General features: G+C 62.6%; 20 protein-coding genes and 1 pseudogene. 13 read left to right on the forward strand and 8 right to left on the reverse strand.

The window, feature by feature from the left end:
- The first annotated feature begins 20 nt into the window (after window positions 1–20).
- From AC3WLP_RS23275 to AC3WLP_RS23290, 4 genes are all read left to right on the forward strand, one after another.
- The gene (locus tag AC3WLP_RS23275; RefSeq protein WP_014859595.1) at window positions 21–1,223 is read left to right on the forward strand and encodes a glycosyltransferase; all 1,203 of its coding nucleotides are present in this window, start codon (window positions 21–23) and stop codon (window positions 1,221–1,223) included.
- The gene (locus tag AC3WLP_RS23280) at window positions 1,220–2,407 is read left to right on the forward strand and encodes a glycosyltransferase family 2 protein (protein WP_088513214.1); all 1,188 of its coding nucleotides are present in this window, start codon (window positions 1,220–1,222) and stop codon (window positions 2,405–2,407) included. The genes AC3WLP_RS23275 and AC3WLP_RS23280 overlap by 4 nt, the downstream gene beginning before the upstream one ends.
- Entirely contained in the window at window positions 2,407–3,159 is a 753-nt protein-coding gene (locus tag AC3WLP_RS23285; RefSeq protein ID WP_004374277.1) for a WecB/TagA/CpsF family glycosyltransferase, read from the forward strand. The genes AC3WLP_RS23280 and AC3WLP_RS23285 overlap by 1 nt, the downstream gene beginning before the upstream one ends.
- Before the next feature lie 177 nt (window positions 3,160–3,336).
- Entirely contained in the window at window positions 3,337–4,758 is a 1,422-nt protein-coding gene (locus AC3WLP_RS23290; protein WP_088513213.1) for an undecaprenyl-phosphate glucose phosphotransferase, read from the forward strand.
- Window positions 4,759–4,791: 33 nt separating this feature from the next.
- Here the strand turns inward: AC3WLP_RS23290 and AC3WLP_RS23295 are convergent, their stop codons facing one another.
- Window positions 4,792–5,733, reverse strand: coding sequence for a LysR substrate-binding domain-containing protein (locus AC3WLP_RS23295; protein ID WP_012052371.1), 942 nt, complete (start codon window positions 5,731–5,733; stop codon window positions 4,792–4,794).
- Window positions 5,734–5,879: 146 nt separating this feature from the next.
- Here AC3WLP_RS23295 and AC3WLP_RS23300 point away from each other — a divergent pair, with 146 nt between their 5' ends.
- Window positions 5,880–7,256 (forward strand): L-serine ammonia-lyase, encoded by a 1,377-nt coding sequence (locus tag AC3WLP_RS23300; RefSeq protein ID WP_012052370.1) that lies wholly within the window; start codon window positions 5,880–5,882, stop codon window positions 7,254–7,256.
- Window positions 7,257–7,325: 69 nt separating this feature from the next.
- On the opposite strand, the gene AC3WLP_RS23305 is transcribed toward AC3WLP_RS23300, so the two are convergent.
- From AC3WLP_RS23305 to AC3WLP_RS23320, 4 genes are all read right to left on the reverse strand, one after another.
- Window positions 7,326–8,003, reverse strand: a complete 678-nt coding sequence (locus tag AC3WLP_RS23305; protein ID WP_004374288.1) for a DUF3313 domain-containing protein — start codon at window positions 8,001–8,003, stop codon at window positions 7,326–7,328.
- A 140-nt stretch (window positions 8,004–8,143) separates the two neighbouring features.
- Window positions 8,144–9,439: an NAD(P)/FAD-dependent oxidoreductase gene (locus AC3WLP_RS23310; protein WP_088513212.1), complete on the reverse strand. Its 1,296-nt coding sequence runs from the start codon at window positions 9,437–9,439 to the stop codon at window positions 8,144–8,146.
- Window positions 9,440–9,452: 13 nt separating this feature from the next.
- Complete coding sequence (locus AC3WLP_RS23315) at window positions 9,453–10,541, reverse strand: polyamine ABC transporter substrate-binding protein (RefSeq protein WP_088513211.1); 1,089 nt, start codon at window positions 10,539–10,541, stop codon at window positions 9,453–9,455.
- An 81-nt stretch (window positions 10,542–10,622) separates the two neighbouring features.
- Window positions 10,623–11,981: a glutamine synthetase family protein gene (locus tag AC3WLP_RS23320; RefSeq protein ID WP_004374294.1), complete on the reverse strand. Its 1,359-nt coding sequence runs from the start codon at window positions 11,979–11,981 to the stop codon at window positions 10,623–10,625.
- A gap of 183 nt (window positions 11,982–12,164) precedes the next feature.
- On the opposite strand from AC3WLP_RS23320, the gene AC3WLP_RS23325 reads away from it, so the two are divergent.
- Both AC3WLP_RS23325 and AC3WLP_RS23330 read left to right on the forward strand, forming a co-directional pair.
- Window positions 12,165–13,064 carry a helix-turn-helix domain-containing protein gene (locus AC3WLP_RS23325; RefSeq protein ID WP_014756660.1) on the forward strand — a complete coding sequence of 300 codons (900 nt, stop codon included), beginning with the start codon at window positions 12,165–12,167 and terminating at the stop codon, window positions 13,062–13,064.
- A gap of 186 nt (window positions 13,065–13,250) precedes the next feature.
- Entirely contained in the window at window positions 13,251–15,161 is a 1,911-nt protein-coding gene (locus AC3WLP_RS23330) for an AAA family ATPase (RefSeq protein WP_012052366.1), read from the forward strand.
- Between the two features lie 37 nt (window positions 15,162–15,198).
- Here AC3WLP_RS23330 and AC3WLP_RS23335 read toward each other — a convergent pair whose 3' ends face one another.
- Window positions 15,199–16,584, reverse strand: coding sequence for an aldehyde dehydrogenase family protein (locus AC3WLP_RS23335; protein ID WP_088513210.1), 1,386 nt, complete (start codon window positions 16,582–16,584; stop codon window positions 15,199–15,201).
- A gap of 107 nt (window positions 16,585–16,691) precedes the next feature.
- Between AC3WLP_RS23335 and ptrR the strand changes: the two genes are divergently transcribed.
- The 3 genes from ptrR to AC3WLP_RS23350 all read left to right on the forward strand — a co-directional run bounded on the left by ptrR (window position 16,692) and on the right by AC3WLP_RS23350 (window position 18,902).
- A complete protein-coding gene (ptrR, locus tag AC3WLP_RS23340) occupies window positions 16,692–17,558 on the forward strand; it encodes a putrescine utilization regulator PtrR (protein WP_004374302.1) in 867 nt (288 codons plus the stop codon).
- A gap of 126 nt (window positions 17,559–17,684) precedes the next feature.
- Entirely contained in the window at window positions 17,685–18,128 is a 444-nt protein-coding gene (locus AC3WLP_RS23345; protein WP_014859588.1) for a hypothetical protein, read from the forward strand.
- Window positions 18,129–18,380: 252 nt separating this feature from the next.
- Entirely contained in the window at window positions 18,381–18,902 is a 522-nt protein-coding gene (locus AC3WLP_RS23350; protein ID WP_004374308.1) for an acyloxyacyl hydrolase, read from the forward strand.
- A 31-nt stretch (window positions 18,903–18,933) separates the two neighbouring features.
- Here the strand turns inward: AC3WLP_RS23350 and AC3WLP_RS23355 are convergent, their stop codons facing one another.
- Together AC3WLP_RS23355 and AC3WLP_RS23360 are read right to left on the reverse strand one after the other, a co-directional pair.
- Window positions 18,934–21,060 (reverse strand): TonB-dependent siderophore receptor, encoded by a 2,127-nt coding sequence (locus AC3WLP_RS23355; protein WP_088513209.1) that lies wholly within the window; start codon window positions 21,058–21,060, stop codon window positions 18,934–18,936.
- A 256-nt stretch (window positions 21,061–21,316) separates the two neighbouring features.
- Window positions 21,317–22,207: a universal stress protein gene (locus AC3WLP_RS23360; RefSeq protein WP_088513208.1), complete on the reverse strand. Its 891-nt coding sequence runs from the start codon at window positions 22,205–22,207 to the stop codon at window positions 21,317–21,319.
- Window positions 22,208–22,332: 125 nt separating this feature from the next.
- Between AC3WLP_RS23360 and hisN the strand changes: the two genes are divergently transcribed.
- The 3 genes and pseudogenes from hisN to AC3WLP_RS23375 form a co-directional block, all read left to right on the forward strand.
- On the forward strand, window positions 22,333–23,124 hold the full coding sequence (hisN, locus tag AC3WLP_RS23365) for a histidinol-phosphatase (protein WP_004374316.1): 792 nt from the start codon (window positions 22,333–22,335) through the stop codon (window positions 23,122–23,124).
- A gap of 186 nt (window positions 23,125–23,310) precedes the next feature.
- Window positions 23,311–24,042, forward strand: coding sequence for a hypothetical protein (locus AC3WLP_RS23370; RefSeq protein ID WP_012052361.1), 732 nt, complete (start codon window positions 23,311–23,313; stop codon window positions 24,040–24,042).
- A 299-nt stretch (window positions 24,043–24,341) separates the two neighbouring features.
- Window positions 24,342–24,473, forward strand: a pseudogene (locus tag AC3WLP_RS23375) (AraC family transcriptional regulator); the annotation flags it as partial.

The raw sequence follows: 24,473 nt of genomic DNA on the forward strand, positions 1-24,473 counted from the left end.
GGGTTTGGATCTGGATTCGTATGCATATTGCTTACTTCATCAATCAGTACCCGAAAGTCAGCCACAGTTTCATCCGTCGCGAAATTCTGGCGCTGGAGCGCCAGGGGGTTGAGGTGCAACGTATAGCCCTGCGTGGGTGGGACGCCGAGGTGCAGGATGCCGAGGACGCAACCGAACGGGGCAAGACCCGCTACGTATTGCAAGGTGGGCTCAAGGGGTTGTTGGCACCGACGTGGCAAGTACTGCGTACGCAGCCGCGGCGGTTTTTCCAGGCGCTGGGGCTGGCCATGCGCCTTGGCCTGCGGGCCGACCGTGCCTGGCCCTACCACCTGGTCTACCTGGCCGAGGCCTGCCTGGTGCTGCAATGGTTGCAGGCTGGGGAGGCAACACATGTGCACGCGCATTTCGGCACCAACTCTACTGAAGTGGTCATGCTGGCCAACGTTCTGGGCGGGCCGGCATACAGCTTTACCGTGCACGGGCCGGAAGAATTCGACAAACCACAGTTCTTGCACATGGGTGAGAAGGTGCAGCGCGCCGCCTTTGTCGCGGCGGTGAGCTCGTACGGACGAAGCCAGCTGTACCGTTGGGTGGCGCACGAGCACTGGGGCAAGGTGAAGGTGGTGCATTGCGGACTGGAGCGTGGTTTCCATGAGGTGGCGCCAGTCGATGTGCCATCGGCGCCACGGCTGGTGTGTGTTGGGCGCCTGTGCGAACAGAAGGGCCAGCTGCTGTTGCTCGAAGCGGCGCGCTGTCTCGCTGCCCGGTCGATCACCTTCGAGCTGGTGCTGGCGGGTGACGGTGAAATGCGCGAGCAGATCGAGGCCTTGATTGCCCGGCACGGCTTGCAGCAGCAAGTGCGTATCACTGGCTGGATCAGCAGTGCGCAGGTACGTGAGGAAATTCTGGCCGCCCGTGCGCTGGTGCTACCCAGTTTCGCTGAGGGCTTGCCCGTGGTCATCATGGAGGCCATGGCCTTGCGTCGGCCCGTGCTCACCACCTATGTAGCGGGTATCCCCGAGCTGGTGCGGCCTGGCGAGAACGGCTGGCTGTTCCCTGCCGGCGCCGTGGACGAGCTGGCAACAGCCATGGCCGATTGCCTGGCGCAACCGGCCGAGGTACTGCAGCGCATGGGCGAGGTGGCCTACCAGCGTGTGGTGCAACGGCATGACATCGACACCGAGGCGGCCAGGCTGGCCGGCTATTTCAAGGCATACGCATGATAAGTGTATTGGGTTGGTTACTGGGCCTGCTGGCGATCATCGTCCTGGTACCGGTGTTGGTGCTGGTGCTGCAAGTGTTGCTGGCTTGCCTGCCGGCGCGGTCGAGGCCCAAGGGCATTGGCGAGCGCCCGCGAGTGGCGGTGTTGGTGCCCGCCCACGATGAGGCGTTGGTCATTCGCGCGATGCTGGCCAGCGTTACGCCGCAACTGCTGGACGGCGACCGCTTGCTGGTCGTGGCGGACAACTGTTCGGATGACACGGCCCAGTTGGCACGTGAGGCCGGCGCCGAAGTGGTAGAGCGCCACAATACGCGGTTGCGCGGCAAAGGTTACGCATTGGATTTCGGCGTGCGCCATCTGGCTCAGCGGCCGCCCGAGGTGGTCATCGTGGTGGATGCCGACTGCCAGGTGGGCGAGGGGGCGATCGATTGCCTGGCGCGCCGCTGCCACGCACTTGCCCGCCCGGTACAGTCGCTGTACCTGATGCGTGCACCGGCAGGTGCCGGGTTGCGGGTGCAAGTTGCCGAGTTTGCCTGGCGGGTCAAGAACCTGGTGCGGCCACGCGGCTGGGCGCGCCTGGGCCTGCCATGCCAGCTGATGGGCGCGGGCATGGCGTTCGGCTGGCACGATCTGAGCCTGATCAACCTGGCCAATGGTCATCTGGTCGAGGATGTGAAGCTGGGCCTGGACCTTTGCCAGCAGGGTAAACCGCCTGCTTTCTGCCCCGAGGCACTGGTCACTAGCCAGTTCCCGCTCAGCCAGCAAGGCCTCAACAGCCAACGCACCCGCTGGGAGCATGGCCATCTGGGCTTGATGCTTGCCGACGCACCCAAACGGGCGATGGCTGCAATCACCCAGCGCAACGCTAGCCTGGCGGCCTTGACCCTGGACCTGCTGGTACCGCCCCTGGCGTTGCTGGTACTGACCTTGCTCGGGCTTAACCTGGTGACCTGGCTGGCGTACCTGCTGTTCGGCCTGGCGGCGCCCGCGTGGCTCGCCTTTGCCGGTTTGGCCTTGCTGGCCTTCGCCGTGATGTTGGCCTGGGCGCGCTTCTGCCGTGAAGTGATACCGTTCTCGGTGTTGTTGTACGCGCCGTTTTACGCGGCCAGGAAAATGCCCTTGTACCTGAGTTTCCTGATCAAGCGCCAGGTTGAATGGGTGCGTTCAAAACGGGATGACGACTGATGGATCAGTGGCAGAATCGCTGGAAGCGTGTGATCGACCAGCTGGAAGTGATCGCTGATGACGCCGCTGTGCAGCGTCTTCTCGACCGCCTGGCTACGCCGGATACGGGCACTGTGCTGGGCTTCGTCAACGCCCATGCGATGAACCTGGTGGTGCGCGATGGTGGCTACAGCCAGGCACTGTCGGCCGCAGATGTGCTGCTGCGCGATGGCGCCGGCATGGCGATTCTGTATCGCCGCCTGGGCCTGGAACCCGGGCTGAACATGAACGGCACTGACTTCATTCCCAGGCTCATGGCTGCTTACCGAGGGCGCAAGGTCGCCTTCTGGGGCACCCGGCAACCCTACCTGGACCAGGCCGTGCGGCGCTGTGAAGCCGAGTTTGGCATCGTGCCGGTGTCGGTTCACGATGGTTTCGCCAGCCTTGAAACCTATTTGCAGTTGGCCCGCGAGCAGCAACCCGAGCTGATCGTGCTGGGCATGGGCATGCCCAAGCAAGAAGCGGTGGCAGCGGAGTTGGCAGTCACTGGCGGGCCATGCCTGATCGTGTGCGGTGGGGCGATCCTGGACTTCCTCGGCGGCAAGGTCAGCCGTGCCCCCGAATGGCTGCGGCGTTTGGGGGGCGAGTGGCTGTACCGCCTGCTGCGCGAACCCAAGCGCCTGTTCATGCGTTACGTGGTGGGCAATCCGCTATTCCTGTTGCGCACCCTGCTGTACCGGCGGGCGGCGGTTTCGGCCAGGCGGGCCCTATGAATCGGTCAACGATCGCACAAGCGGTGATTCCGGGTACGCCAGCAGCGGGTGGCTGCTACAGTGATATCAATCGCTTGAGGGCGCCACGCGCCTGCTGCACGGGCTTTGCGTAACCTGTTTTCAAGACTTGCTGTTTGATGGAAGGCACTTGCTACGCTCATTTTGATGAGGTCTGAAATGGTTTTCGAACCCAGAAGCAGTCGTTCCTTACTCCAGAGAAGAAGCAGTGTCAGTAACGCCATTCAGGCCGGCCTCGATGGTATTGCCGTCACCGGTATTGCCTGGTACCTGATCTACGACCAGTTCGGCTATATCACATCCGATTACGTGATCATGCTGCTGTTGCTGATTGGCGCACTGGCAGTCATTTATGATCATTACGCCATCTACCGCACCAACGTCGGGCTGTCGATCAAGGCGTTCCGCCTGTTCAAGGCCTGGTCGGCAACGTTTTGCTTCCTGGTCGTCATGGCGTTCCTGACCAAACAGAGCGAAACCTATTCACGGCTATTGGTGGTGCAACTGTTCGTCATTGGTTATGTCGCCCAGCTATTCTTGCATTTTGCCGTGCGCGAACTGCAAAAGCGCTTTAGCGCGCATGCGCGCCTGGACAATGCCCTGATCATCGGCAACGGTGACCTGGCCAACTTCCTGTATCAGAAAATCAGCAACAACCCGTGGTTTGGCGAGCGGGTGCTGGGCTGCGTGCTGCTCGACAAAGGCGATGGACAGGGGTTGGAGCGTGCCGAGGGCAAGCAGCGCCTGCCAGTGCTGGGGCATATTGGCGACCTCGACGAGCTGGTGGCCCAACACGGCATTCGTACGGTGTACCTGGTGACGCCACTGGGTGGCTCCGAGGTCATCAACGACGTTTACTTCAAGTTGCTCGACAAGTGCATTGCGGTGAACTGGGTGCCGGATATCTTCTCGTTGCGCCTGATCAACCACAGCGTGCGGGAAATTGCCGGCATTCCGGTGCTGACCTTGTCGGAGACACCCTTGACGGGCATGAGCCTGTTCTTGAAAAACCTTGAGGACCGGGTGCTGGCCGCGTTGATTTTGCTGTTTGCATCACCCGTATTGCTGGCTGTTGCGCTGGCCATCAAGATTGACAGCCGCGGGCCGGTGTTCTTCCGCCAGGAACGTACCGGCTGGACAGGAGAATCGTTCCGTATCTGGAAGTTTCGCAGCATGCATGTTCACCAACCGGAAGCAGGTGTGGTCAAGCAGGCGCAGAAGAATGACCCACGGTTGACACGGGTCGGCGCCTTTATCCGGCGGACAAGCCTTGATGAACTGCCACAATTGTTCAATGTGCTGACCGGGGAAATGTCCCTGGTAGGGCCGCGGCCGCATGCCTTGCAACATGACACCTTGTATTCGCAGGATATCGTTGACTACTTTGCCCGCCACAATATCAAGCCCGGCATGACAGGTTTGGCGCAGGTGCGCGGGTTCAGGGGGGAGACCAAGGATATCGAGCAAATGATCCAGCGAGTCGACTCGGACATCGAGTACATCAACAACTGGTCGTTGTGGCTGGACTTCGTGATTCTGGTGCGCACGCTCAATGCCTTCACCGGTAAGCAGGCCTATTGAGCGAAGCGCTCCTGCTCAAGCGCGCCCAGGTGGCTATTCCTTGTTCAACGGATGCAACGCCCTGAACCCCCGCGCTTCTTCCACCAGCCAGTCATGCACCGCCCGCGCACCTGGCTGGTTCAAGCCGCCTGGCGGGTAATGCACCACATAACGCTTGTGGTTGGCGATCGGTACACCAAAGGGCACGATCAGTGCGCCGCGCTCCAGTTCGTCATTGAGCAGCGTGCGTCGTGCAATCGCCACGCCGATACCGGCAATCGCCGCCTCGATGGTCAGGTGGTTGCGGTTGAAGGTGTGCCCGCGCCGTACATCCAGGCCGGCGGCGCCGATGCCTTCCAGGTAGAACTCCCACTCGGCATATTCCGAACTGCCACGCCAGGCGGTGATGTCGTGCAGCAGTGGGTAGTGCGCCAGGTCAGCGGGGCCGTGCAGCGGCGGTCGCCCGCGCAGCAGGGCAGGTGAGCACACCGGGAAGATCTGCTCGTCCAGCAGCGGCGTCGAGAGCATGCCTGGGTAGCTACCATCGTTCAGGTCGATGGCCAGGTCGAAGTCACCCGGGGTCAGCGCCTGGGCGCTGTCTTCGGCGACCAGGCGTAGTTCGATATCCGGGTAGCGCTGTTGAAAACGCGGTAAGCGCGGCGTGAGCCATTTGGCCAGGAACGAGGGGATCGAACGCACACGCAATGTGCCGCGGATTTCCCCCGCGTCCAGCCGCAGCAGTTCGGCTTCGATACTGCCGTAGGCTTCCGCCACCGTCTGGGCCAGGCGTTGCCCCTCGGCGCTCAGCTCCACGCCGCGCGCCCGGCGCAGGAACAGCCGGTAGCCCAGGCGCTCTTCCAGCTGGCGCATCTGCTGGCTGACCGCGCCCGGGGTGATGTGCAGCTCTTCGGCACAGCGGGTGAAGGACAAGTGCCGGGCTGCGCAGGCAAATACATGCAGCCAGACGAACATCTGACCGTTGAGTTGTCGTCGCATCGTTTAGTACCACTAAAGGCTTGCTTAGGAAGTTTCGTTGGTCATCTGTGAGCCAGCGCGGCAGTATCGCGCAAAATCGCAATAACGCTCAATTTCTTCAGACAACCTTACCCTGGATGCATGTCAGGGTAGGGGCAGGCATTAGCATGGCTATCAGTGTTTTCGACCTTTTCAAAATTGGTATCGGGCCGTCCAGTTCCCACACCGTGGGCCCGATGCGGGCGGCGGCTACCTTTGCCCAGGCCTTGCGTGCGCAGGGGCTGCTGGCCCAGGTAACGCGCGTGCAAGTGCGGCTGTATGGCTCGCTGTCGGCTACCGGGGTTGGCCATGCCACCGACCGCGCGTGCCTACTAGGCTTGATGGGCCAGTGGCCGGACCGTATCGACCCGTCCACGATCGAGTCGCGCATCGGCCAGGTCCTGCAAGAGCACTGCCTGATGCTCGACGGTAGCCATCCGCTGGCCTTCGACTATGGCCGTGACATGCTGCTGCTCGACGAGAGCCTGCCTTATCACCCCAACGCCATGAGCCTGGACGCCATGGACGGGCAGCACAGCCTGTTGAGCCAGACCTATTTTTCGGTGGGTGGCGGCTTCATCGTCGAGCAAGCCGAAATCGATTCGCCGGCAAGCGACACGAATGCCGTGATGCTGCCTTATGAATTCGACAGTGGTGCCCAACTGCTGGCTTTGTGCAAGGCCCACAACCTGAGTGTGGCGCAACTGATGATGGCCAACGAGTGCGCCTGGCGCCCGGAGGCCGAGGTGCGCGAAGGCTTGCTGCGTATCTGGGCGGCCATGCGTGAGTGCGTGGCGAACGGCTTGCGCAACGAGGGCGTCCTGCCGGGCGGCTTGCACGTCAAGCGCCGCGCCGCGCGGTTGCATCGCAGCCTGCAGGAGTTGGGCAAGCCCAACGTGATCGGCTCGACCCTTGGCGCCATGGAGTGGGTCAACCTGTTCGCCTTGGCGGTCAATGAAGAGAATGCCGCCGGTGGGCGTATGGTTACCGCGCCCACCAACGGGGCAGCCGGCATTATCCCGGCGGTGCTGCACTATTACATGAAGTTCAACCCCGGTGCCTGCGATGCTGATGTGGTGGACTTCCTGCTTGGCGCAGCGGCGGTTGGCATCCTGTGCAAAAAGAACGCCTCGATTTCCGGTGCCGAGGTGGGTTGTCAGGGGGAGGTGGGCTCAGCCTGTTCGATGGCTGCTGCCGGCTTGGCGCAGGTACTGGGTGCTACGCCGCCCCAGCTTGAAAACGCCGCCGAAATTGCCCTGGAGCACAACCTTGGGCTGACCTGCGACCCGGTGGGTGGCCTGGTGCAGGTGCCGTGCATCGAGCGCAATGCGATTGCTGCGGTCAAGGCGATCAATGCTGTGCAGATGGCGCTGCGGGGGGATGGCGAGCACTTCATCTCGCTCGACCGGGTGATCCGCACCCTGCGTGATACCGGGGCGGACATGCATGCCAATTACAAGGAAACCTCGCGCGGCGGTTTGGCGGTCGCGTTTGTCGAGTGCTGAGTTTTAACGCGGTCAACTGGAGCGGCCTTGTGTCACGATGGGCCGCTCCTGAACCCGGTTGCGACGGACTCAGCGGCCTTTCTGCTTGGCTGCCAGGAAGCTCGCACGCATGTCTTTGGCCCAGCCATCGAGCACCGGCTTGACGTCATTCAAGGTCAGCTTCTGGGTATCGTTCTCCAGTTCCTGGCCCGCGCCCTTGCGGACCACCTGGGCCAGTACCTTCTGGCTGGCGCCGTCCAGGAACGCTGCCTCCACACCGACATCCACGTCCTGGTCACGTCCACCCATGGCGGTATTCACTCCTGCCGCGATCAGCGCGATAGGGATCACCTCGTAAGGCTTGAGGCCCTCGTTACTGGTGGACACTGCCGTGATCGCCGGGCGTACCACGATCACGCCCGGGCCAGGCCCCTTGGCCAACGGCATCACGCTGCCCATTTCGCGGCGCAGGGCCTCGTTGAAGTAGCGGGTGATTTCCTGCAGCGTCTGCTGCGAGATAACCGCTGTGGGCTGCGGCTTGGGGTAGAACTGGCTTGGCTCGACGAATACCTGGCTGTATTGATTGATATTGACCTTGGGGTCGATCCAGCGCATGACCGGGTCACCCGACGGGCTCTTGGCCTCTTGCAGCCGGCTGTAGTCTTTGAGGAAGCCGGAGTAATCCTTGGGGTCCACGCGGTTGCTGGAGCAGGCGGCCACGGCAAGCAGCGCGGCGCACAACAGGGTAATGCGAGGCAATGATTTCATGATGAAAAGGCATCCGTGAGAGGTCGGCCTCAACAACGCTAGCAGGTGCGAGGCAGTTGGCCAGTGGACGGGGCAATCCTCTTTGAAAAGAACACAGTGCGTGGCTCGCCCTGAGGGGCGCTGCAAACGTTGTGGCCCACTCAACCCAGGGCCTCACGCAAGCGGTACCACAACATGCCCAGTGCCAGCAGGGGTGAGCGCAGGGCCTTGCCGCCGGGGAAGGTCAGGTGCGGCACGGCGCTGAACACATCCAGGCCGTGGCTGTGGCCGAGGGCGATGCTTTCGGCCAGCAGTTTCGCCGTCCAGTGCGTCACGTTCAGCCCGTGGCCTGAATAGCCCTGGGCGTAATACACGTTGGGGTGCTGGTTCAGGCGCCCGACCTGGGGGAAACGGTTGGCGGTGATACCGATCATGCCACCCCACTGGTAGTCGATACGCACGTTGGCCAGTTGCGGGAACACCTTCAATACCTTCGGCCGCATGTACGCGCCGATGTCTTTAGGGTCGCGCCCCGAATAGTGGCAGGCGCCACCGAACAGCAAGCGGCGGTCTGCGGTAAGGCGGTAGTAGTCCAGGCCGACCTTCTGGTCGCACAGCGCCATGTTCTGCGGGATCAGGCTGCTGGCCAGCGCTTCGGGCAAGGGTTCGGTGGCCACCACATAGCTGCCGGCCGGCAGTACCTTGCCGCTCAGGCGCGGTTCCAGTTCATCGAGGTGCGCATTGCAGCCCAGCACCAGGCTGCTTGCGCGCACCTTGCCGCGCGCCGTGTGCAGCGTCAACCTGGGCCCGTGCTCAATACGCAGCACCGGGCTTTGCTCGAAAATGCGCACGCCCAGGCTGTGGGCCGCGCGGGCTTCGCCCTGGACCAGGTCAAGTGGGTGCAGGTGGCCCGACCCCATGTCTACCAGGCCGCCAGCGTACTGGTCGCTGGCGACGATCTCGTTCAGTTGCCCGGCACCGACCAGGCGTGTTTCATGGCGATAGCCCAAGGCGGCCAGGTCGTCCTGTTCCTCCTTGAAGGCGGCGAACTGCGCCGCAGTGTTGGCCAGTTCGCAGAAGCCCCAGCGCAGATCGCAGGCAATGCCGTAGCGGGCGATGCGCTCGGCCACCAGCTCCACTGAGTCGATGCCGGCCTGCTTCAGGTAGCGCACACCGTCCTGGCCGACATGCCGGTCAAAGCCGCTGACATCATGGCCGATACCGCGAATCAGCTGGCCGCCATTGCGCCCACTGGCGCCCCAGCCGATGCGTCGGGCTTCCAGCAGTACCACCGAGAGGCCGCGCTCGGCCAGCTCCAGGGCTGTATTGACCCCAGTCAGTCCGCCGCCGATCACGCATACGTCGGCCGTCAGTTCACTGTCCAGGCTGGGGTAGGGTGCCGCGTCGCGCGCGGTGGCGGCGTAGTACGAGGCGGTGTGTTGGGTATTGAAAGACATGAGCGTTCTCGACTCAGCGGTTGGACTTGATCTTGCTCCAGGAGCGGGTCATGACGCGCATGATTTTCGGGCTCGGGGTGCTGGAGATGTACAGCTTGTCCAGCACCTCCTGGGGTGGGTAGATCTCGGGGTTGTTCACCAGCGATGCATCCATGTAGGCCTTGGCGTCCGGGTTGGCGTTGGCATAGCCGACCGTGGCGCTGACCTTGGCGATCACTTTGGGGTCGAGCAGGTAGTTGATGAACGCCAGGGCCTGCTCGGGGTTGTTGGCGTCCTTGGGGATGGCCAGTAGGTCGAACCACAGGTTGCTGCCTTCCTTGGGAATGCTGTAGGCGACCTTCACGCCGTTTTTCGCCTCTACGGCGCGGTTGGCGGCCTGGAACACGTCGCCGGAGTAGCCGAACGCTACGCAGACATCACCGTTCGCAAGGTCAGAGACGTACTTGGAGGAGTGGAAGTAGGTGATGTAGGGGCGCAGCTCGAGCAGGCGGGCCTCGGCCTTGGCGTAGTCGCCCGGTTTTTCGCTGCGCGGGTCCATGCCCAGGTAGTTGAGCACGGCCGGGAACAGTTCGTCGGGCGAGTCCATGAATGCCACGCCGCACCGCTTGAGCTTTTTCAGGTTCTCGGGCTCGAACAGCACCGCCCATGAGTCGATATGGTCCACACCCAGTGCCGCCTTGACCTTGTCGACGTTGTAGCCGATGCCATTGGTGCCCCACAGGTAAGGCACGGCGTACTGGTTGCCGGGGTCGTTCTGTTCAAGTTGTTTGAGCAGTTTGGGGTCCAGGTGCTGCCAGTTCGGCAGCTTGCTGCGGTCCAGCGGCAGGAAGGCGCCGGCCTGGGCCTGGCGGGCGAGGAAGTGGTTGGACGGTACCACCACGTCATAACCCGTACGCCCGGCCAACAGCTTGCCTTCAAGGGTTTCGTTGGAGTCGAACACGTCATAGACCACCTTGATTCCGCTGCTGGCCTGGAAGTCGGCCAGGGTGGTGTCACCGATGTAGTCGGTCCAGTTGTACACACTGACCGTGGGCGCGGCCTGGGTGGTGGTGGCGAACAGCAGGGTGAATGCAGCGGGGATCAGGGCTTGCAGATGACGCATGGGAACACCTCGTTGGTCTTGTTCTTGGAGTTCAGAGCAGGCTTGCCTGTGCATGGGGTGCAAAGCACCCCTCGCGGTGGATCAGACACTCAGCATCAGGAATTCACGCTCCCACGAGCTGATGACGCGCTTGTAGTTCTCGTGCTCGGCGCGCTTGACCGCCACGTAGCCCTGGACGAACTGCTTGCCCAGGTACTGCTGCACGGTTTCGCAGTCTTCCATGTGCTGCAGCGCATCCTCGATGGTGATCGGCAGGCGCAGGTTGCGCCGCTCATAGGCGCGGCCCTGCACCGGTGCGCTAGGGTCGATCTGCTCGACCATGCCCAGGTAGCCGCACAGCAGGCTGGCAGCGATGGCCAGGTAAGGGTTGGCATCGGCGCCCGGCAGGCGGTTTTCCACCCGCATCGCCTCAGGGCTGGACGTGGGCACACGCAGGCCGGCCGTGCGGTTTTCTTCGCCCCACTCGACGTTCACCGGTGCCGAGGTATCCGGCAGGAAGCGGCGGAACGAGTTGACGTTGGGCGCGAACATCGGCAGCAGCTTGGGGATGTACTTCTGCAGGCCGCCGATGTGATGCAGAAACAGCGGGCTCATGCTGCCGTCTTCGTTGGCGAAGATCGGTTTGCCAGTGGCGATGTCGACCACGCTCTGGTGCAGGTGCATGGCACTGCCTGGTTCATCGGTGATCGGCTTGGCCATGAACGTGGCGGCCACGTTGTGCTTGAGCGCGGCCTCGCGCATGGTGCGCTTGAACACGGTGATCTGGTCGGCCAGGTCCAGCGCGTCGCCGTGACGGAAGTTGATTTCCATCTGCGCCGGGCCGTCTTCGTGAATCAGCGTATCCAGGTCCAGGCCTTGGATCTCGCACCAGTCGTAGACGTCTTCGAACAGGGGGTCGAATTCGTTGGCGGCGTCGATCGAGAACGACTGACGGCCACTTTCAGCACGACCGGAACGCCCCAGTGGCACCTGCAGTGGCAAATCCGGGTCTTCGCAGCGCTTGGTCAGGTAGAACTCCATCTCGGGCGCGACGATCGGCTGCCAGCCCTTGTCGGCGTACAGCTTGAGCACCTTCTTCAGCACGTTGCGTGGCGAAAGCTCGATAGGGTTGCCTTGCTTGTCGAAGGTGTCATGGATCACGATCGCGGTTGGCTCGATCGCCCACGGTATCTGGTAAACGGCGGTGGGATCGGGGCGGCAGACCATGTCGATGTCGGCGGCGTCGAGCAGGTTGTAATAGATGTCATCGTCGACGTAGTCGCCGGTGACCGTCTGCAGCAGCACGCTTTCTGGCAGGCGCATGCCTCGCTCATGGAGGAACTTGGCGGTGGGCGCAATCTTGCCGCGGGCGATGCCGGTCAAGTCGCTGATCACGCATTCGACTTCGGTGATCCGGTGTTCTTTCAGCCAGGTGGACAGCTGATCGAAGGGGGCGTTCATACAGACCTCTTGGTTGGGTTTTAGTGGGGGAGCGTGGGCGCTTGCGAAAACCGTTGAACAGTTGCGAAGGCGTTACGCTTCCCAGGTGACGCGCTGCAGACTATCTTGGTCGCAGTCCCCCGGGGCAATCTATCCACTTTCTTCAGTATCGAATGCACCAAAAGAGTGCATACAGGACGATGTGTGACAACCGCCAATGCGTTGAAGGTCCAGGCTTTCCACACCACTGATGTCACCGAGCAAGTGCGCGCCACCCCTGGCTGGCAGCAGCAGTACCGGCAGATGTCGCCCGGCTACTTCAGCGGTGAGCTGCGTTGTCTGGGGCTGGAGGGTGTGGAGGTGTACGAAGAGCGCCTGAACACCCGGGTGGAGCAGTTTTTCCGCGCGCCAAGCGGCTCGCTGGCGTTTTGCTTCGACCGCAGCGAGAACAGCCTGTACCTGCTGAACGAACAAAGCCGCAATATCTGGATTACGCCGGAGAACTACCACGAAGTGGCGGTCGTGTTCGACCAGGCGTTCCTGGCCCGCCATGGGCTAGACCCGCAGCGTCTGGAAGGGTTGTTCATGGTGCCATTGGGTAGCGGCCAGAATGCGCTGTTCGGCAGCTGGCTCAGCGCCACCTTGACCCGGCTGGGCGAGGAGGGTTGCCCGTCGCAAGGGCAGGCCCTGGCTGAGCAGTTGCTGGAGGACTGTCTGTTCATTCTCGACAACGCCAGCCAGCGTTTACAGGGCGTGGCCTTGGGGCGGCGGGACGAGGAAAGGGCGATCATGCACCGGGTCAGCGAATGGGCGGCCGACTGCCCGGAAGAGACGCTGAACCTGCTTGAGCTGGCAGATGTGGCTGGCGTTTCCCTGCGCCAGTTGCAGCAGGCGTTCAAGGCGTTTACCGGCATGCCGCCGGCGCACTGGCTGCGCCTGCGCCGGCTCAACGGTGCGCGGCGTGATTTGTTGCGCGGTGGCGGCGTGACCGTGGCCGAGGTGGCGATGCGTTGGTCGTTCTGGCATTTAGGAAGGTTTTCAGAGAGTTACCGGCAGTTGTTCAAGGAGTTTCCCAGTGAAACATTGAAGCGCTGCAGGGTTTGAGGTGGAGGCGGGGCTGCCGGCCTCTTCGCGGGCTCGCCCGCTCCCACAGCGCCAGCATGGTTACGTGAATCGCACGTAGCCTGGGGGGCGGGCAAGTCCGCGAAGAAGCCAGCCCAGGCAACACTGAGCCCAGCATTCCACGCCGAAAGTTGCTATCGTGCCGCCCTGATTTCACCCGAGGTGCCGATGTTCTACCTGCCTTTGCCCTGCGACCAGGCCGACCGCCTCGCCAGCGCGGCCGTTACCGAGTTCTTCACCACCGCCAGTGTTGTCGATGCCGCTACCGTGCTGTTCGTGCAAAATCTGCCACGCCAGCCTGCCACCGCGTCGGCCGACGCGCAGGAGCGTCGTTTCGCCGAAATCGTGCGCATCGCAAACGAAGTCGAAGGTGTCGCCCCCGGGCGCTTCCAGGCCCAGGTAGCGCAGCAATTCGATCGCGAAGCGTTCGCCATGGGCCTGGGCATGCTGGGCGAAAATGGCATTGCACTGCTGTCGGCCGAAGTGGAGTACCAGGCGGACGAATGGCTGGACGACGAAGGCCAGTGGAACTTCCAGTTCGCCGACCGCTACCGCCAACGGGCCACGCCGCTGCACCCAGTGTACCTGCCGTCGCTGGCCAGTGACTTGATGCTCAGCGACCAGCAGAACCGCCTGCTGCGTGAATTCCTCAGTGGCGTCGACGAGTCGGTGGCTGTGCAAGGTTTCGCCGGCACCGGCAAGACCTTCCTGATTCACCAGTTCGCCCGGCTGCTGGAGCCACAGCGCACCTTGCTGCTGGCCTTGACCGAAGGGCAGTTGCGCGCGCTGCAGGCGCGGGTCAAGGACGCTGCCGCCTATACCGCGCTGACCTTCGGCCAACTGGCTGACGAGCTGCTCAACCGTGACCTCACCAGCAACGGCTGGCGATTGCGCGATCCATACCGCACCAAGCTGTCCTGGCGCCCCCAGGAAGCGCAAGTGGTGCGCTGGCTGGCCATCCCTGATATCGGCCCGCTCGCAGCGCGTGACGTGGTTGCCTTGTGCATCCGCGCCGTGCGCACGTTCTGCCACAGTGCCGATACCCAGCTTCAGCTGCACCACTTGCCCTGGGCCGGGCCTGGCACCTCGCCGCTGGATCAGGAGGTGCTGCTGGAAAAGGCGCGTCTGTACTGGCAAGAGCTGATTCGCCCGTCGGCGCGGGACATTCAGCTACCGGTGCGTGACTACCACCGGGTCAAGCTGCTGTCGCTGACCGAGCATGTGATCGACAGCCGTTACACCCATGTCATCGTCGACGAGGCCCACGAGCTGTCGGCACCGATGCTGGCGGTACTCGATCGCAGTCCGCAGTCGATCATTACCCTGGGTGACGAACTGCAAAACCTCAACGGCCTGAGCCCGCACCATGGCAGCTTCATCCGGCAACGCTGCATTGACCATTCACTGCGCGCCGGGCCGGCAATGGACAACGTGCTCAACCCGCTGATCCAGGCGCACCCGGCCACGATCCAGGCGGCCTTCAGTGGCAACGCCGAGCACTACACCCGGGTCAGTTTCTTCGATACGGTGATGGTGCCGGAACAGCCCACGGCGCTTATCGTCGATGATGAATGGGGCCTGTTTGGCTGGTTCCAGCGCCTGACGCATCAGGGGGTGCCGTTCTTGTTGCTGAAAAGCGCTCGCAAGGACTTTGAGCTGTTCGTCGAGGACTGCATCGAGCTGTACCGCTACGGCACCCGACCGCGCCACCCGATGCTGTTCCGCTATGCCAGCTGGCAGGCGCTGGAACAGGACAAGGGCGATGACAAAGCGTTCGTCGCCGTGGCCAATATGCTGCGCAAGGGCTACACGCCGGAGCACTTTGCCAAGGCCAAGAGCCGTTACCGCTGGGACAAGGCGCCGAAGCTGTTTCTGGGGCGAGTACGGGATGTGAAGAACATGGAGTTTGCCCGGGTGATGGTGTCGCCGGAGCTGATGGTGGCGCCACAGGTGGCGGGTAACCGCAATGAGCGGGCGCGTATGCTGGCGGGGTTGTATACCGCCTGTTCGCGGGCGCGGCATGAACTGATCGTGCCGGGGGGGATGCTGGACTGGGTCAAGGACCAGGTTCGGGATTGACGCAGCTGGGGCTGCAAAGCAGCCCCAGGGTCATGAATCAGTTACGGTCCAGCCACACCGTCTGGGCATTGGTGAACTCACGCACACCAAAGTGCGACAGCTCACGGCCGAAACCACTCTTCTTCACGCCGCCAAACGCCACGCGGGGGTCGGAAGCGCAGTAGCCGTTGATGAACACGCCACCGGTATCCAGCGCGGCGGTCATGCGTTCGGCCAGCGCATAGTCGGCTGTGTAGATGGTCGAGGCCAGGCCAAACTCGCTGTCGTTGGCCAGCTCCACGGCATGGTCGGCATCGCGTGCAGTGATGATCGCCGCTACCGGGCCGAACAGCTCCTGCTTGAACGCGGTCATGTCCGGGGTGACATTGGCGAACACGGTCGGCGCGTAGAAGTTGGCCACGCCTTCGACCTTGTTGCCGCCCAGCAGCAACGTGGCGCCTTCGGCCAACGTCGCCTGAACCTGGCCGTCCAACTCGTCGCGCAGGTCATAGCGGGCCATCGGGCCGATATAGGTGTCGTCCTCCAGCGGGTTGCCGATTTTCAACTGGCGAGTGGCTTCAACGAACTTGTGGGTGAACGCGTCGACGATGCTGGCTTCCACGATCAGGCGCTTGGCGGCGGCGCACACCTGGCCGGTGTTCTGGTAGCGGCCTATCACCGCGGCCTGGACGGCAGCATCCAGGTCGGCATCGGCCAGCACGATGAAGGGATCGGAGCCACCCAGCTCCAACACGCACTTCTTCAGCGCGGCACCGGCCTGTGCACCAATCGCCATGCCGGCACGCACGCTGCCGGTCAGGGTCACGGCGGCGATGCGCGGATCGTTGATGGCGCGGGTGACGCCATCCGGGGTCACGTTCAACACTTCGAACACGCCTTCCGGCAGGCCGGCATCCTTGAACAGCTCACCCATCAGGTAGGCGCTGCCCATTACGTTCGGTGCGTGCTTGAGCACGTAGGTGTTACCCGCCAGAAGCGCCGGCACGGCGCCGCGCAGCACCTGCCAGACCGGGAAGTTCCACGGCATCACGGCCAGGATCGGGCCCAGCGGGCGGTATTCGATACGGGCTTTTTCGACCTGGGTTGGCTCGGCGGCGAGCATGGCCGGGCCGTGCTCGGCGTACCAGCGGCACAAGCCAACGCATTTGGCGACTTCACCACGGGCCTGGGCGATCGGCTTGCCAATTTCACGGCTGATCATGTGCGCGAAAGCTTCAGCCTTGGCTTCGAGGGTGCCGGCCAGGGCCAGCAGGTACTCGCTGCGCTGACCCAGCGACACCTGGCGCCACTGGCGATAGCCAACCTTGGCACGTTGCAGCGCCGCTTCCAGTGCGGCGTCGGTGTCGAACGGGTAGGCGCCAATCTGCTCGCCGCTGTACGGGTCGAGGGAGATGGCGTGGGTCAGGCTGCTGATCGCGCTCATGGCGGGACACTCTCGTTGTTGTTAATCAATGAGGCCAGACTAGTGGGCTATGGCTTTAATGAAAACTGAATAATAATGAGCGAAACATTCACGTTTGGAGAATGCCTGTGGACCTGGTGCAACTGGAGATCTTCAAGGCCGTGGCAGAGCAGGGCAGCATCAGCGCCGCCGCCCAGCACATCCATCGGGTGCCGTCGAACCTGACCACGCGCATCAAGCAACTGGAGGAGGACTTGGGTGTAGAACTGTTCATTCGGGAGAAGAGCCGCCTGCGCCTGTCGCCTGCGGGTTGGAACTTCCTCGAATACACCCGGCGCATCCTCGACCTGGTCCATGAGGCGCGGCTGACCGTGGCGGGTGAAGACCCGCAGGGCACCTTTGCCCTCGGATCGCTGGAAAGCACGGCGGCGGTGCGCATCCCGGCGCTGCTGGCCGCCTACAACCAACGCTACCCCAAGGTTGACCTTGACCTGTCCACCGGGCCCTCCGGGACCATGCTCGAAGGCGTGCTGTCTGGCCGCCTGGTGGCCGCGTTCGTCGACGGCCCGGTGCTGCACCCGACGCTGGAGGGCATACCGGTGTTCGAGGAAGAGATGATGGTCATTGCGCCGCTCAACCATACACCGGTGACCCGCGCCCAGGACGTGAACGGTGAAAGCATCTACGCCTTCCGTGCCAACTGTTCATACCGCCATCACTTCGAAAACTGGTTCGTGCAGGACCAGGCGGTACCGGGCAAGATCCACGAAATGGAGTCGTACCACGGCATGTTGGCCTGCGTCAGTGCGGGTGCCGGCCTGGCCATGCTGCCACGCAGCATGCTCGACAATATGCCCGGGTGCAGCACCGTCAGCGCCTGGCCAATGTCGGAGGACTTCCGCTATCTGAAAACCTGGCTGGTATGGCGACGGGGTACGGTCTCGCGCAGTTTGAGCATGTTCGTGAAGTTGCTTGAAGAAGGCCGCGCAAGCTGATGTTTTCACTCGATAACCTGATTATCTGAAGTGAATTTCATCTCCATGACCAGGCATCAGCACGAACACCCCTTCGCTGGGAGGATCAAATGCTAGGTAAGCCATCCTCGAAAGGAGGGTCGTACCATGCGTAACCATCACTATGCGCTCGGCGCAGCCTTACTGATCACCCTGGCCCTGCCATGGACCCTGGCCGCCGCCGCCGACCTCAATGCCCCCATCGACATGCAGGCCGTGCAGTTGCAACCGCAGGAGCAGAATGGCGTGCGCTACCTGCAGGGCGGTATCGGCCAGGACGAGGCCAATGCCCTGCGCAAGACCACGGGTTATGACCTGCACGTAGAGCTTTCGACCGGCCCGGAAGGCAAGTTCCAGAGCGGGGCCACCGTCGATATCCAGACTGCCCAGGGCCAGCCCGTGATCAGCGTCAGCGATGCCGGGCCACTGCTGTATGTGCAGCTGCCTCCCGGCAAATACAAGGTCATTGGCAATGCCCAAGGTCAGGCGGTGCAGCAGTGGGCGGCCGTCACGGGCAAGGCCCCCACGACCGTTAGCCTTAATTGGCGTTGATGAAGAGGCAGGCAGGAGTACGGATGTACTCCTGCCTGGGGTAAGGTCACGCCTCGCGAATGCCTGTGCCCGGCAAGCACATCTTTACCGAGTGTTTTAGCCAATAGTGGCAATACACTTCCAACTTTCTGATTATCTGGACAATAATCAGAAAAGTATTACTTCGTATGACCGGTCTGGATGCACCGGTCAGCGCAAACATCGAGGGGCCCAAGCCCCCGCTTGCCGTGTAGACCATCAGGAGAGTCGTTGATGAAAACCCGTCTAGCCGCTTCGCTGGCCGTTGCAGTGCTGGCCTTTGCCGGGGCCGATCTGGTTCAGGCTGCGCAGATATCAGGCGCCGTGGGCGCCACTGGCCAAGGTGACATGACGTACCGTATCGGCCTGTCGTTCGACTGGGACAAGACATGGCTGGAAAGCAGCGCCGGCCATGTGAGCGGTTACTGGGATGCGGCCTACACCTATTGGGAAGGTGGCGATGCCAGTGGTGCGCACTCGCTGTCGTTCAGCCCGGTGTTCACGTATGAGTTCAGCGGCTTTACCTACACGCCTTACATCGAGGCAGGTATTGGCCTGGCAGCGTTTTCAAAGACCGACGTGGGCGACCAGCGACTGGGGTCGGCGGTCAACTTTGAAGACCGTATCGGCTTTGGCCTGAAGTTGCCGGGAGAACAGAAGGTAGGCATCCGTGCCATGCACTACTCCAACGCCGGTATAAAGCAGCCAAACGACGGCATAGAGTCGTACTCGCTGTTCTACAGCACAGCGTTCTGACATGACGGGGCCGCGGCGCGGCCCCGGCAATTCAGAAGGTATACGAAACGCCGGCCTGCACCGTGCGCGGTGCGCCGGGGTATACGTAGCTGTTGAACGCCCCTTCGTCATACCCCTTGTTGAACACGTTTTTCACGTCCAGGTTCAACCGCACGTGTTCGTTGACCTTGTAGAAGCTCAACAGGTCGACCACGCTGTAGCGTTCCATCGTGTAGGTGGCTGCCGATGTCTGCCCGGCACGGTCGTCTACATACTTAACGCCTACGCCCAGGCCAAGGCCTTTGACCAGGCCATCCTGGAACTCGTAAGTGTTCAGCAGGCTAAAGGTGCTGCGCGGGATATTGGCCAGGCGCGTTCCCTTGGGCAGGGTGGTGTCCTTGGTGACTTCGGCGTCCACGTAGGCATAGCCACCGATCATGCGCCATTCGGGGGTGAGGTTGCCGGCGACGTTGATGTCCAGGCCACGGCTGCGCACCTCGCCGGCCGCGATCTTGTAAGTACCAGTAAGGTCGCTCGGGTCGTTGGTCAGTACGTTTTCCTTGACGATGTGGTAGATCGCCGCGTCGACACTCAACTGGCGGTCGAGTGACTCCCATTTCACACCCAGCTCGTAGGATTTGCCCTTCTCCGGGTCGAAACCACCGCCACTGGCCGGCGTGCCCGTATTGGGTTTGAACGAGCGTGCGGTGTTGGCGTAGACCGCCAGGGTATCGGTCAGGTCGTAGATCAAGCCAAGGCGGGGTGTGACGCCGTTTTCGCCCTTGCTGAAATCGCCGGCATTGTTCAGCTTGTTGTCATAGTCATGCTCGAAACGCTCGAAGCGCACGCCTGCCAATGCCTTCAAACGCTCGGTCAGGGCCACTTGGTCCTGAATGAAGAACGCCCACGTCTGCAGGTTTTCCTTGTCCCAGGTGGTGGTGCGGTTCAGGGCCGGACGCGGCTGGCCCAGTACCGGGTTGTAGATGTCGATCGGGTAGGCTGCCGAGGAACGCTGGATGATCGAGTTGTAGTCGTAGTTCTCGTATTCGACCCCGGTCAACAAGGTATGGCTGAAATTGCCGGTGTCAAAATGCCCGGTCAGGTTCAGCTGCCAGTCGCGGTCGGTCCACTCCAGCTTGCGGTAGTTGAAGTTGCGCTGCAGCGTGCGTCCGTCTGCCGGTGCGCCGTCGGCTTCGACAGCGTTGCCCTTGAGCGAGCCATCGAGGAACTGGAACCCGCCAGCCAGCGACCAGTTGTCATTGAGCAGGTGCTCGAAACGCACCTGGGCCATGTTGTTGTCATTGTGCAGCAGGTTGTCGCTGCCTTTCTCCCAGATATAGGTATCGCGCGAGGCGCTGCCGGTCTGGGTGGGGTAGCGGGTCAGGCCGCGATCGAGGGGGTGGTTGTTGCGCATGAAATCGCCTTCGAAGGTGATCTTCGTGGCGTCGTTGACCTGCCAGCTGATAACAGGGGCGACATTGTAGCGCTCGCTTTCGACATCGTCGCGGAAGCTGTCGCCGCCTTCACCCAGTACGTTCAGGCGGTAGGCCAGCGAGCCGTCCTGGCTCAGCGGCCCGGTGGCATCAAGGGTGGCACGGTGCATGCCCTGGTCGTCGAACTGGCTGCCAAGGGTGACCTTGGACTCGGGCAACGGCTGCTTGCTGACCACGTTGAACGTACCGCCGGGGTCGCCACGGCCGTACAGGCTGCTGGCCGGGCCACGGATGACCTCCAGGCGCTCGACGGTGTTGGCATCCGGAGCATTGGGGTAACCGCGGTTGATCGGAAAGCCGTTGCGATAGAACTCCCCGGTCGTGAAGCCACGCACGGTGAACGTTGTCAGGCCCTGGCCGCCGAAGTTGTTGGCGCGGCCGACACCCCCGGCGTAGTCCAGGCCGTCCTGCAGGCGCGTGGCGCCCGTGTCTACCAGCACATCCTTGGGCACCACGCTGACCGATTGCGGGGTTTCGTGCAGCGCCGTGTCGGTGCGGGTGGCACTGGCCGAGCGGGTGGCCTTGTAGCCATCGACCGGGCCGTCGGCGCGTTCACCGTCGGCAGTACTGGTGATGCTCAGGGCCTGGAGTTCGATCGGGTTAGGGTCGCTGAGCGGTTCAGGCTCGGCAAAGGCCAGCGGGGAGACAGCATGAAGCACACAAAGCGAAACGAACGTGTGGCGCATCGACAGTACGGTCCTTGAATAGGGCGCTGAGGGGCTGGGTCGGGAAACGCCGCGAACATACTACGAATCATTATCAAATGCATTAATTTTGAGTGGCACTGGTGTACCAGATACCAGCGACGATAAAGCGTCAGTGACAACAGTGCCTGCAGGGCACTGCGAAGGGGCCGACAGGTTAGAAGCTGCTCTGTGGGTGCAAGTGCCTCTTCGCAGTACAAGGTTATTCCTGCCTGGCCCCTGGGCAGGCTGCTGAAGCTCAGCGAACAGCCTTGATCGCCAGCACATTGCACAGCGGGTGTTCCAGCACATGCGCCGTTGTCCCGCCCAGGAATGTCTGCATGGCGTCATGCCGGTGGCTGCCCATGACGATCACGTCCACCCGGTTGTGGCCGACGAACTGGGCAATGGCCCTGATCGCGGCCCCTTCGAGGAAGTGCCGGCGCTCCAGCGGGATCTGGTGATGGTCGCCCAGGCGGTTGAACGCCGCCCGCTGCGCGGTTCGCACACTGCTGTCGAAGCCGGGCATGGTGACCGTACCGGCGCCGAAGTCGGCGATGTGGGTCTTGGCCGCGTCGCACACATGCAGCAGGTGCAGTTCGGCGTTGCACTGCAGGGCCAGGTCATGGGCGCACTGGATGACCTGCTCGTCCAGGTGTTCGCCAGCGCCGTGGCTGTTCAGGTTCACCGCGGCGGCGATCTGCCGTGGCAGGGGCAGGCGAATGTCGCTGACCAGGTGCACGGCGACCGGGCTGTCCTTGAGCAACTGCCAGTCCAGCGGCGTGACCAGCAGGCGTTTGAGTACGGGCTCGTGCTGTACGTCCTTGACCAACAGATCGCAGCCCAGCCGTTCGACCCGTTCCAGTACGCTGCCCAGCGGGTCGCGGGTCAACAACAGCTCGGTGGACACGTCCACACCGGCATCGCTCAGCTGTTCGGCCTCATCCGCCAGCCACTGGCGGTTGTCGCTGAGCAGCCGCTCACGCTCACGACCATCGCTCATCAAGCCAAAGGTGTCGACGTCGTCGACGAACACATTGATATCCAGCAGGGCACCGCTGGACTCTGCCAACGCCGCCGCGCGTTGCAGCGCAGGCGTATGACGCATTTGCGGGCCGAGCATGACGAACAGACGTTTGAACTGGCTCATCGCACACCTCCACGTGTGGCAGCCCCCCGGTAACCTGATCATGTTCAGTCTAGACTGCCGCAGCGTACACCGGGGCGATGTGTCGGGTATGATGCGTGCCCCATCATTGTCACGAGGCCCGTCCCATGTCCCTGAGTGCTGAACAGATCGTTGAGTATCGCGCCTTTGCCGAGCAATTGGCCGATGCTGCCGCTGCAGCGATCGCGCCGTACTTCCGCGCCAGCCTGGATGTCGAGGACAAGGGCGGGCGTCTGTATGACCCGGTGACCGTGGCCGACAAGGCCGCTGAAGACGCCATGCGTGAGTTGATCCAGGCACGTTACCCCGAACATGGCATTCTTGGCGAAGAGGCCGGTGTTGCAGTGGGCAGCAGCCCGTTGACCTGGGTGCTGGACCCGATCGATGGCACCCGCGCCTTCATTACCGGCTTGCCGCTGTGGGGCACCTTGATTGCCCTGAATGACGGCACCCGCCCGGTGCTGGGCGTGATGAACCAGCCGTTCACCGGCGAACGTTTCGTGGGTACCCCGGCAGGCGCCTGGCGCAGTGGCACGCCCCTGAAGACACGTGCCTGCGTTGACCTGTCTGCCGCCACGCTGATGTGCACCACGCCGGACATGTTCGACACCGCCGAGCGCAAGGCGGCATTCGAAGCGGTCGCCGGCAAGGCGCGGTTGATGCGTTATGGCGGTGACTGCTATGCCTACTGCATGCTGGCCTCGGGCTTTGTCGACGTGATTGTCGAAGCGAGCCTTCAGCCGTATGACGTTCAGGCGCTGATGCCGATCATCGAAGGGGCGGGTGGCGTGATCACGGCATGGGATGGCAGTTCGGCGCAGGATGGCGGGTGCGTGGTGGCCTGTGGGGACCCTGCGCTGCATGCGCAGGTGCTGGAGATGCTGCGCCACGCCATGTGATCCGGGCTCGTCGGCCCTGGCCTCTTCGCGGGCGAGTCCCTTTTTGGGGGAGCGGGTTCACCCGCGAAGAGGCCGCCACAGGTTTGCATTCTCTCCAGCCACCGCACTTTTTCCCATTTTCGGGCTCTATGCTTGGCCAGGCCGCGCTGACTCCCAGCGCAGCCGCCGAATATCGACCCGGTGCCGATGGTTGCAAGCTACCCGAATTTCCTCCCCCGCCTGCTTCTGACAAGTGCCCTGGCATGCCTGTGCGCCTGTACGCAGCAGCAGGGCCGTGACATGGTCAACCAGCTCGGCAACGGTAAACCCAGCGAGCTGTTCCAGACCAGCGTCGACCGCCTGGCCACGCTGTCGATGCGCGACAACCTGCAAAGCCTGTACCTGCTGATGAACAAGCTGTACCTGCGCAACCCCAGCCAGTGGAAGATGTCTGGTTACCTGGACGCCGCCACTGCCGAGCGACAGATCCGCATTGCCATCGAACAGCGCCGGCCGCTGCCACAACTGGGCAACCGCCGTGACCTTGCAGCCTTGAGCTACGCCCTGAGCCCCGAGTTTCGCGGGGACCGGGTCGGCGCCTTCATCTACGCCATTGGCAGCATGCTGATCACCGCGCATGGCGGGCGTACCGAGTTCTACATGACCGATACCATCGACCCCCTGTTCGTCAACAACGCCGCGCGCAATATCGAGAAGGCAACATGGATGCTCAGCCAGCGGCAAGATGCCAATGGGGTGTTGCTGCTGTTCTCGAACGAGATCTCGGAGGAGGGCAGCAACCTGAGTTTTGCCGTTGAATTCGGCAAGATCGTCGCGCGGCTGGACTTGCTGGCCGAGTTGCTGGATGAGCGTTATCGGCGCATAGGCTTGAATTACGCGCAGAGCCTGTTGCTGATGAACTTCCTGCCGGTGCAGTGAATGACGGTCGTTGCAGGAGCGCTTGTTCCGCCGTCACGTGCAGGCCACGCGAGTACCGGAAGATACTGTTCGATAAACGAACACGCATGACGCCTGACCTGTCCGCTATCCGCCCAGCCAATCCCATCGTTGCATTGCCCAACCCCCGCCTTTTTGCTGTAGTGTCCCTGTCCGCCGGCTGTCGCCTGCCCCTGCGACGCGCTGCCAGCCCGATAGAATGACCGTGATGACCGCAACCACAGCCCACAAGGCGGTAGGGCGCGGCGACCAGAACAATAACGATACCGAGTGCCTTGCCTATGGAAAGCCGCCTGCTGAGCGAGCGCAGTAGCGTGTTTCACCACGCCGACCCTTACGCTGTGTCCGATTATGTGAACCAGCATGTAGGCCAGCATTGCATCGGTCTGTCCCGCACCACCCACCCCCAGGCC

Source organism: Pseudomonas sp. FW305-E2 (assembly GCF_058782925.1).

Excerpts from the sequence above, each read along its gene's own strand:
- AC3WLP_RS23315 (WP_088513211.1), bottom strand. The coding sequence starts at position 10,541 with ATGCGTCATCTGCAAGCCCTGATCCCCGCTGCATTCACCCTGCTGTTC.
- hisN (WP_004374316.1), top strand. The coding sequence starts at position 22,333 with ATGTCCCTGAGTGCTGAACAGATCGTTGAGTATCGCGCCTTTGCCGAG.
- AC3WLP_RS23335 (WP_088513210.1), bottom strand. The coding sequence starts at position 16,584 with ATGAGCGCGATCAGCAGCCTGACCCACGCCATCTCCCTCGACCCGTAC.
- AC3WLP_RS23300 (WP_012052370.1), top strand. The coding sequence starts at position 5,880 with ATGGCTATCAGTGTTTTCGACCTTTTCAAAATTGGTATCGGGCCGTCC.
- AC3WLP_RS23320 (WP_004374294.1), bottom strand. The coding sequence starts at position 11,981 with ATGAACGCCCCCTTCGATCAGCTGTCCACCTGGCTGAAAGAACACCGG.
- AC3WLP_RS23350 (WP_004374308.1), top strand. The coding sequence starts at position 18,381 with ATGAAAACCCGTCTAGCCGCTTCGCTGGCCGTTGCAGTGCTGGCCTTT.
- AC3WLP_RS23305 (WP_004374288.1), bottom strand. The coding sequence starts at position 8,003 with ATGAAATCATTGCCTCGCATTACCCTGTTGTGCGCCGCGCTGCTTGCC.
- AC3WLP_RS23285 (WP_004374277.1), top strand. The coding sequence starts at position 2,407 with ATGGATCAGTGGCAGAATCGCTGGAAGCGTGTGATCGACCAGCTGGAA.
- AC3WLP_RS23290 (WP_088513213.1), top strand. The coding sequence starts at position 3,337 with ATGGTTTTCGAACCCAGAAGCAGTCGTTCCTTACTCCAGAGAAGAAGC.
- AC3WLP_RS23355 (WP_088513209.1), bottom strand. The coding sequence starts at position 21,060 with ATGCGCCACACGTTCGTTTCGCTTTGTGTGCTTCATGCTGTCTCCCCG.
- AC3WLP_RS23275 (WP_014859595.1), top strand. The coding sequence starts at position 21 with ATGCATATTGCTTACTTCATCAATCAGTACCCGAAAGTCAGCCACAGT.
- AC3WLP_RS23345 (WP_014859588.1), top strand. The coding sequence starts at position 17,685 with ATGCGTAACCATCACTATGCGCTCGGCGCAGCCTTACTGATCACCCTG.
- AC3WLP_RS23295 (WP_012052371.1), bottom strand. The coding sequence starts at position 5,733 with ATGCGACGACAACTCAACGGTCAGATGTTCGTCTGGCTGCATGTATTT.
- AC3WLP_RS23370 (WP_012052361.1), top strand. The coding sequence starts at position 23,311 with ATGGTTGCAAGCTACCCGAATTTCCTCCCCCGCCTGCTTCTGACAAGT.
- AC3WLP_RS23360 (WP_088513208.1), bottom strand. The coding sequence starts at position 22,207 with ATGAGCCAGTTCAAACGTCTGTTCGTCATGCTCGGCCCGCAAATGCGT.
- AC3WLP_RS23310 (WP_088513212.1), bottom strand. The coding sequence starts at position 9,439 with ATGTCTTTCAATACCCAACACACCGCCTCGTACTACGCCGCCACCGCG.
- AC3WLP_RS23330 (WP_012052366.1), top strand. The coding sequence starts at position 13,251 with ATGTTCTACCTGCCTTTGCCCTGCGACCAGGCCGACCGCCTCGCCAGC.
- AC3WLP_RS23280 (WP_088513214.1), top strand. The coding sequence starts at position 1,220 with ATGATAAGTGTATTGGGTTGGTTACTGGGCCTGCTGGCGATCATCGTC.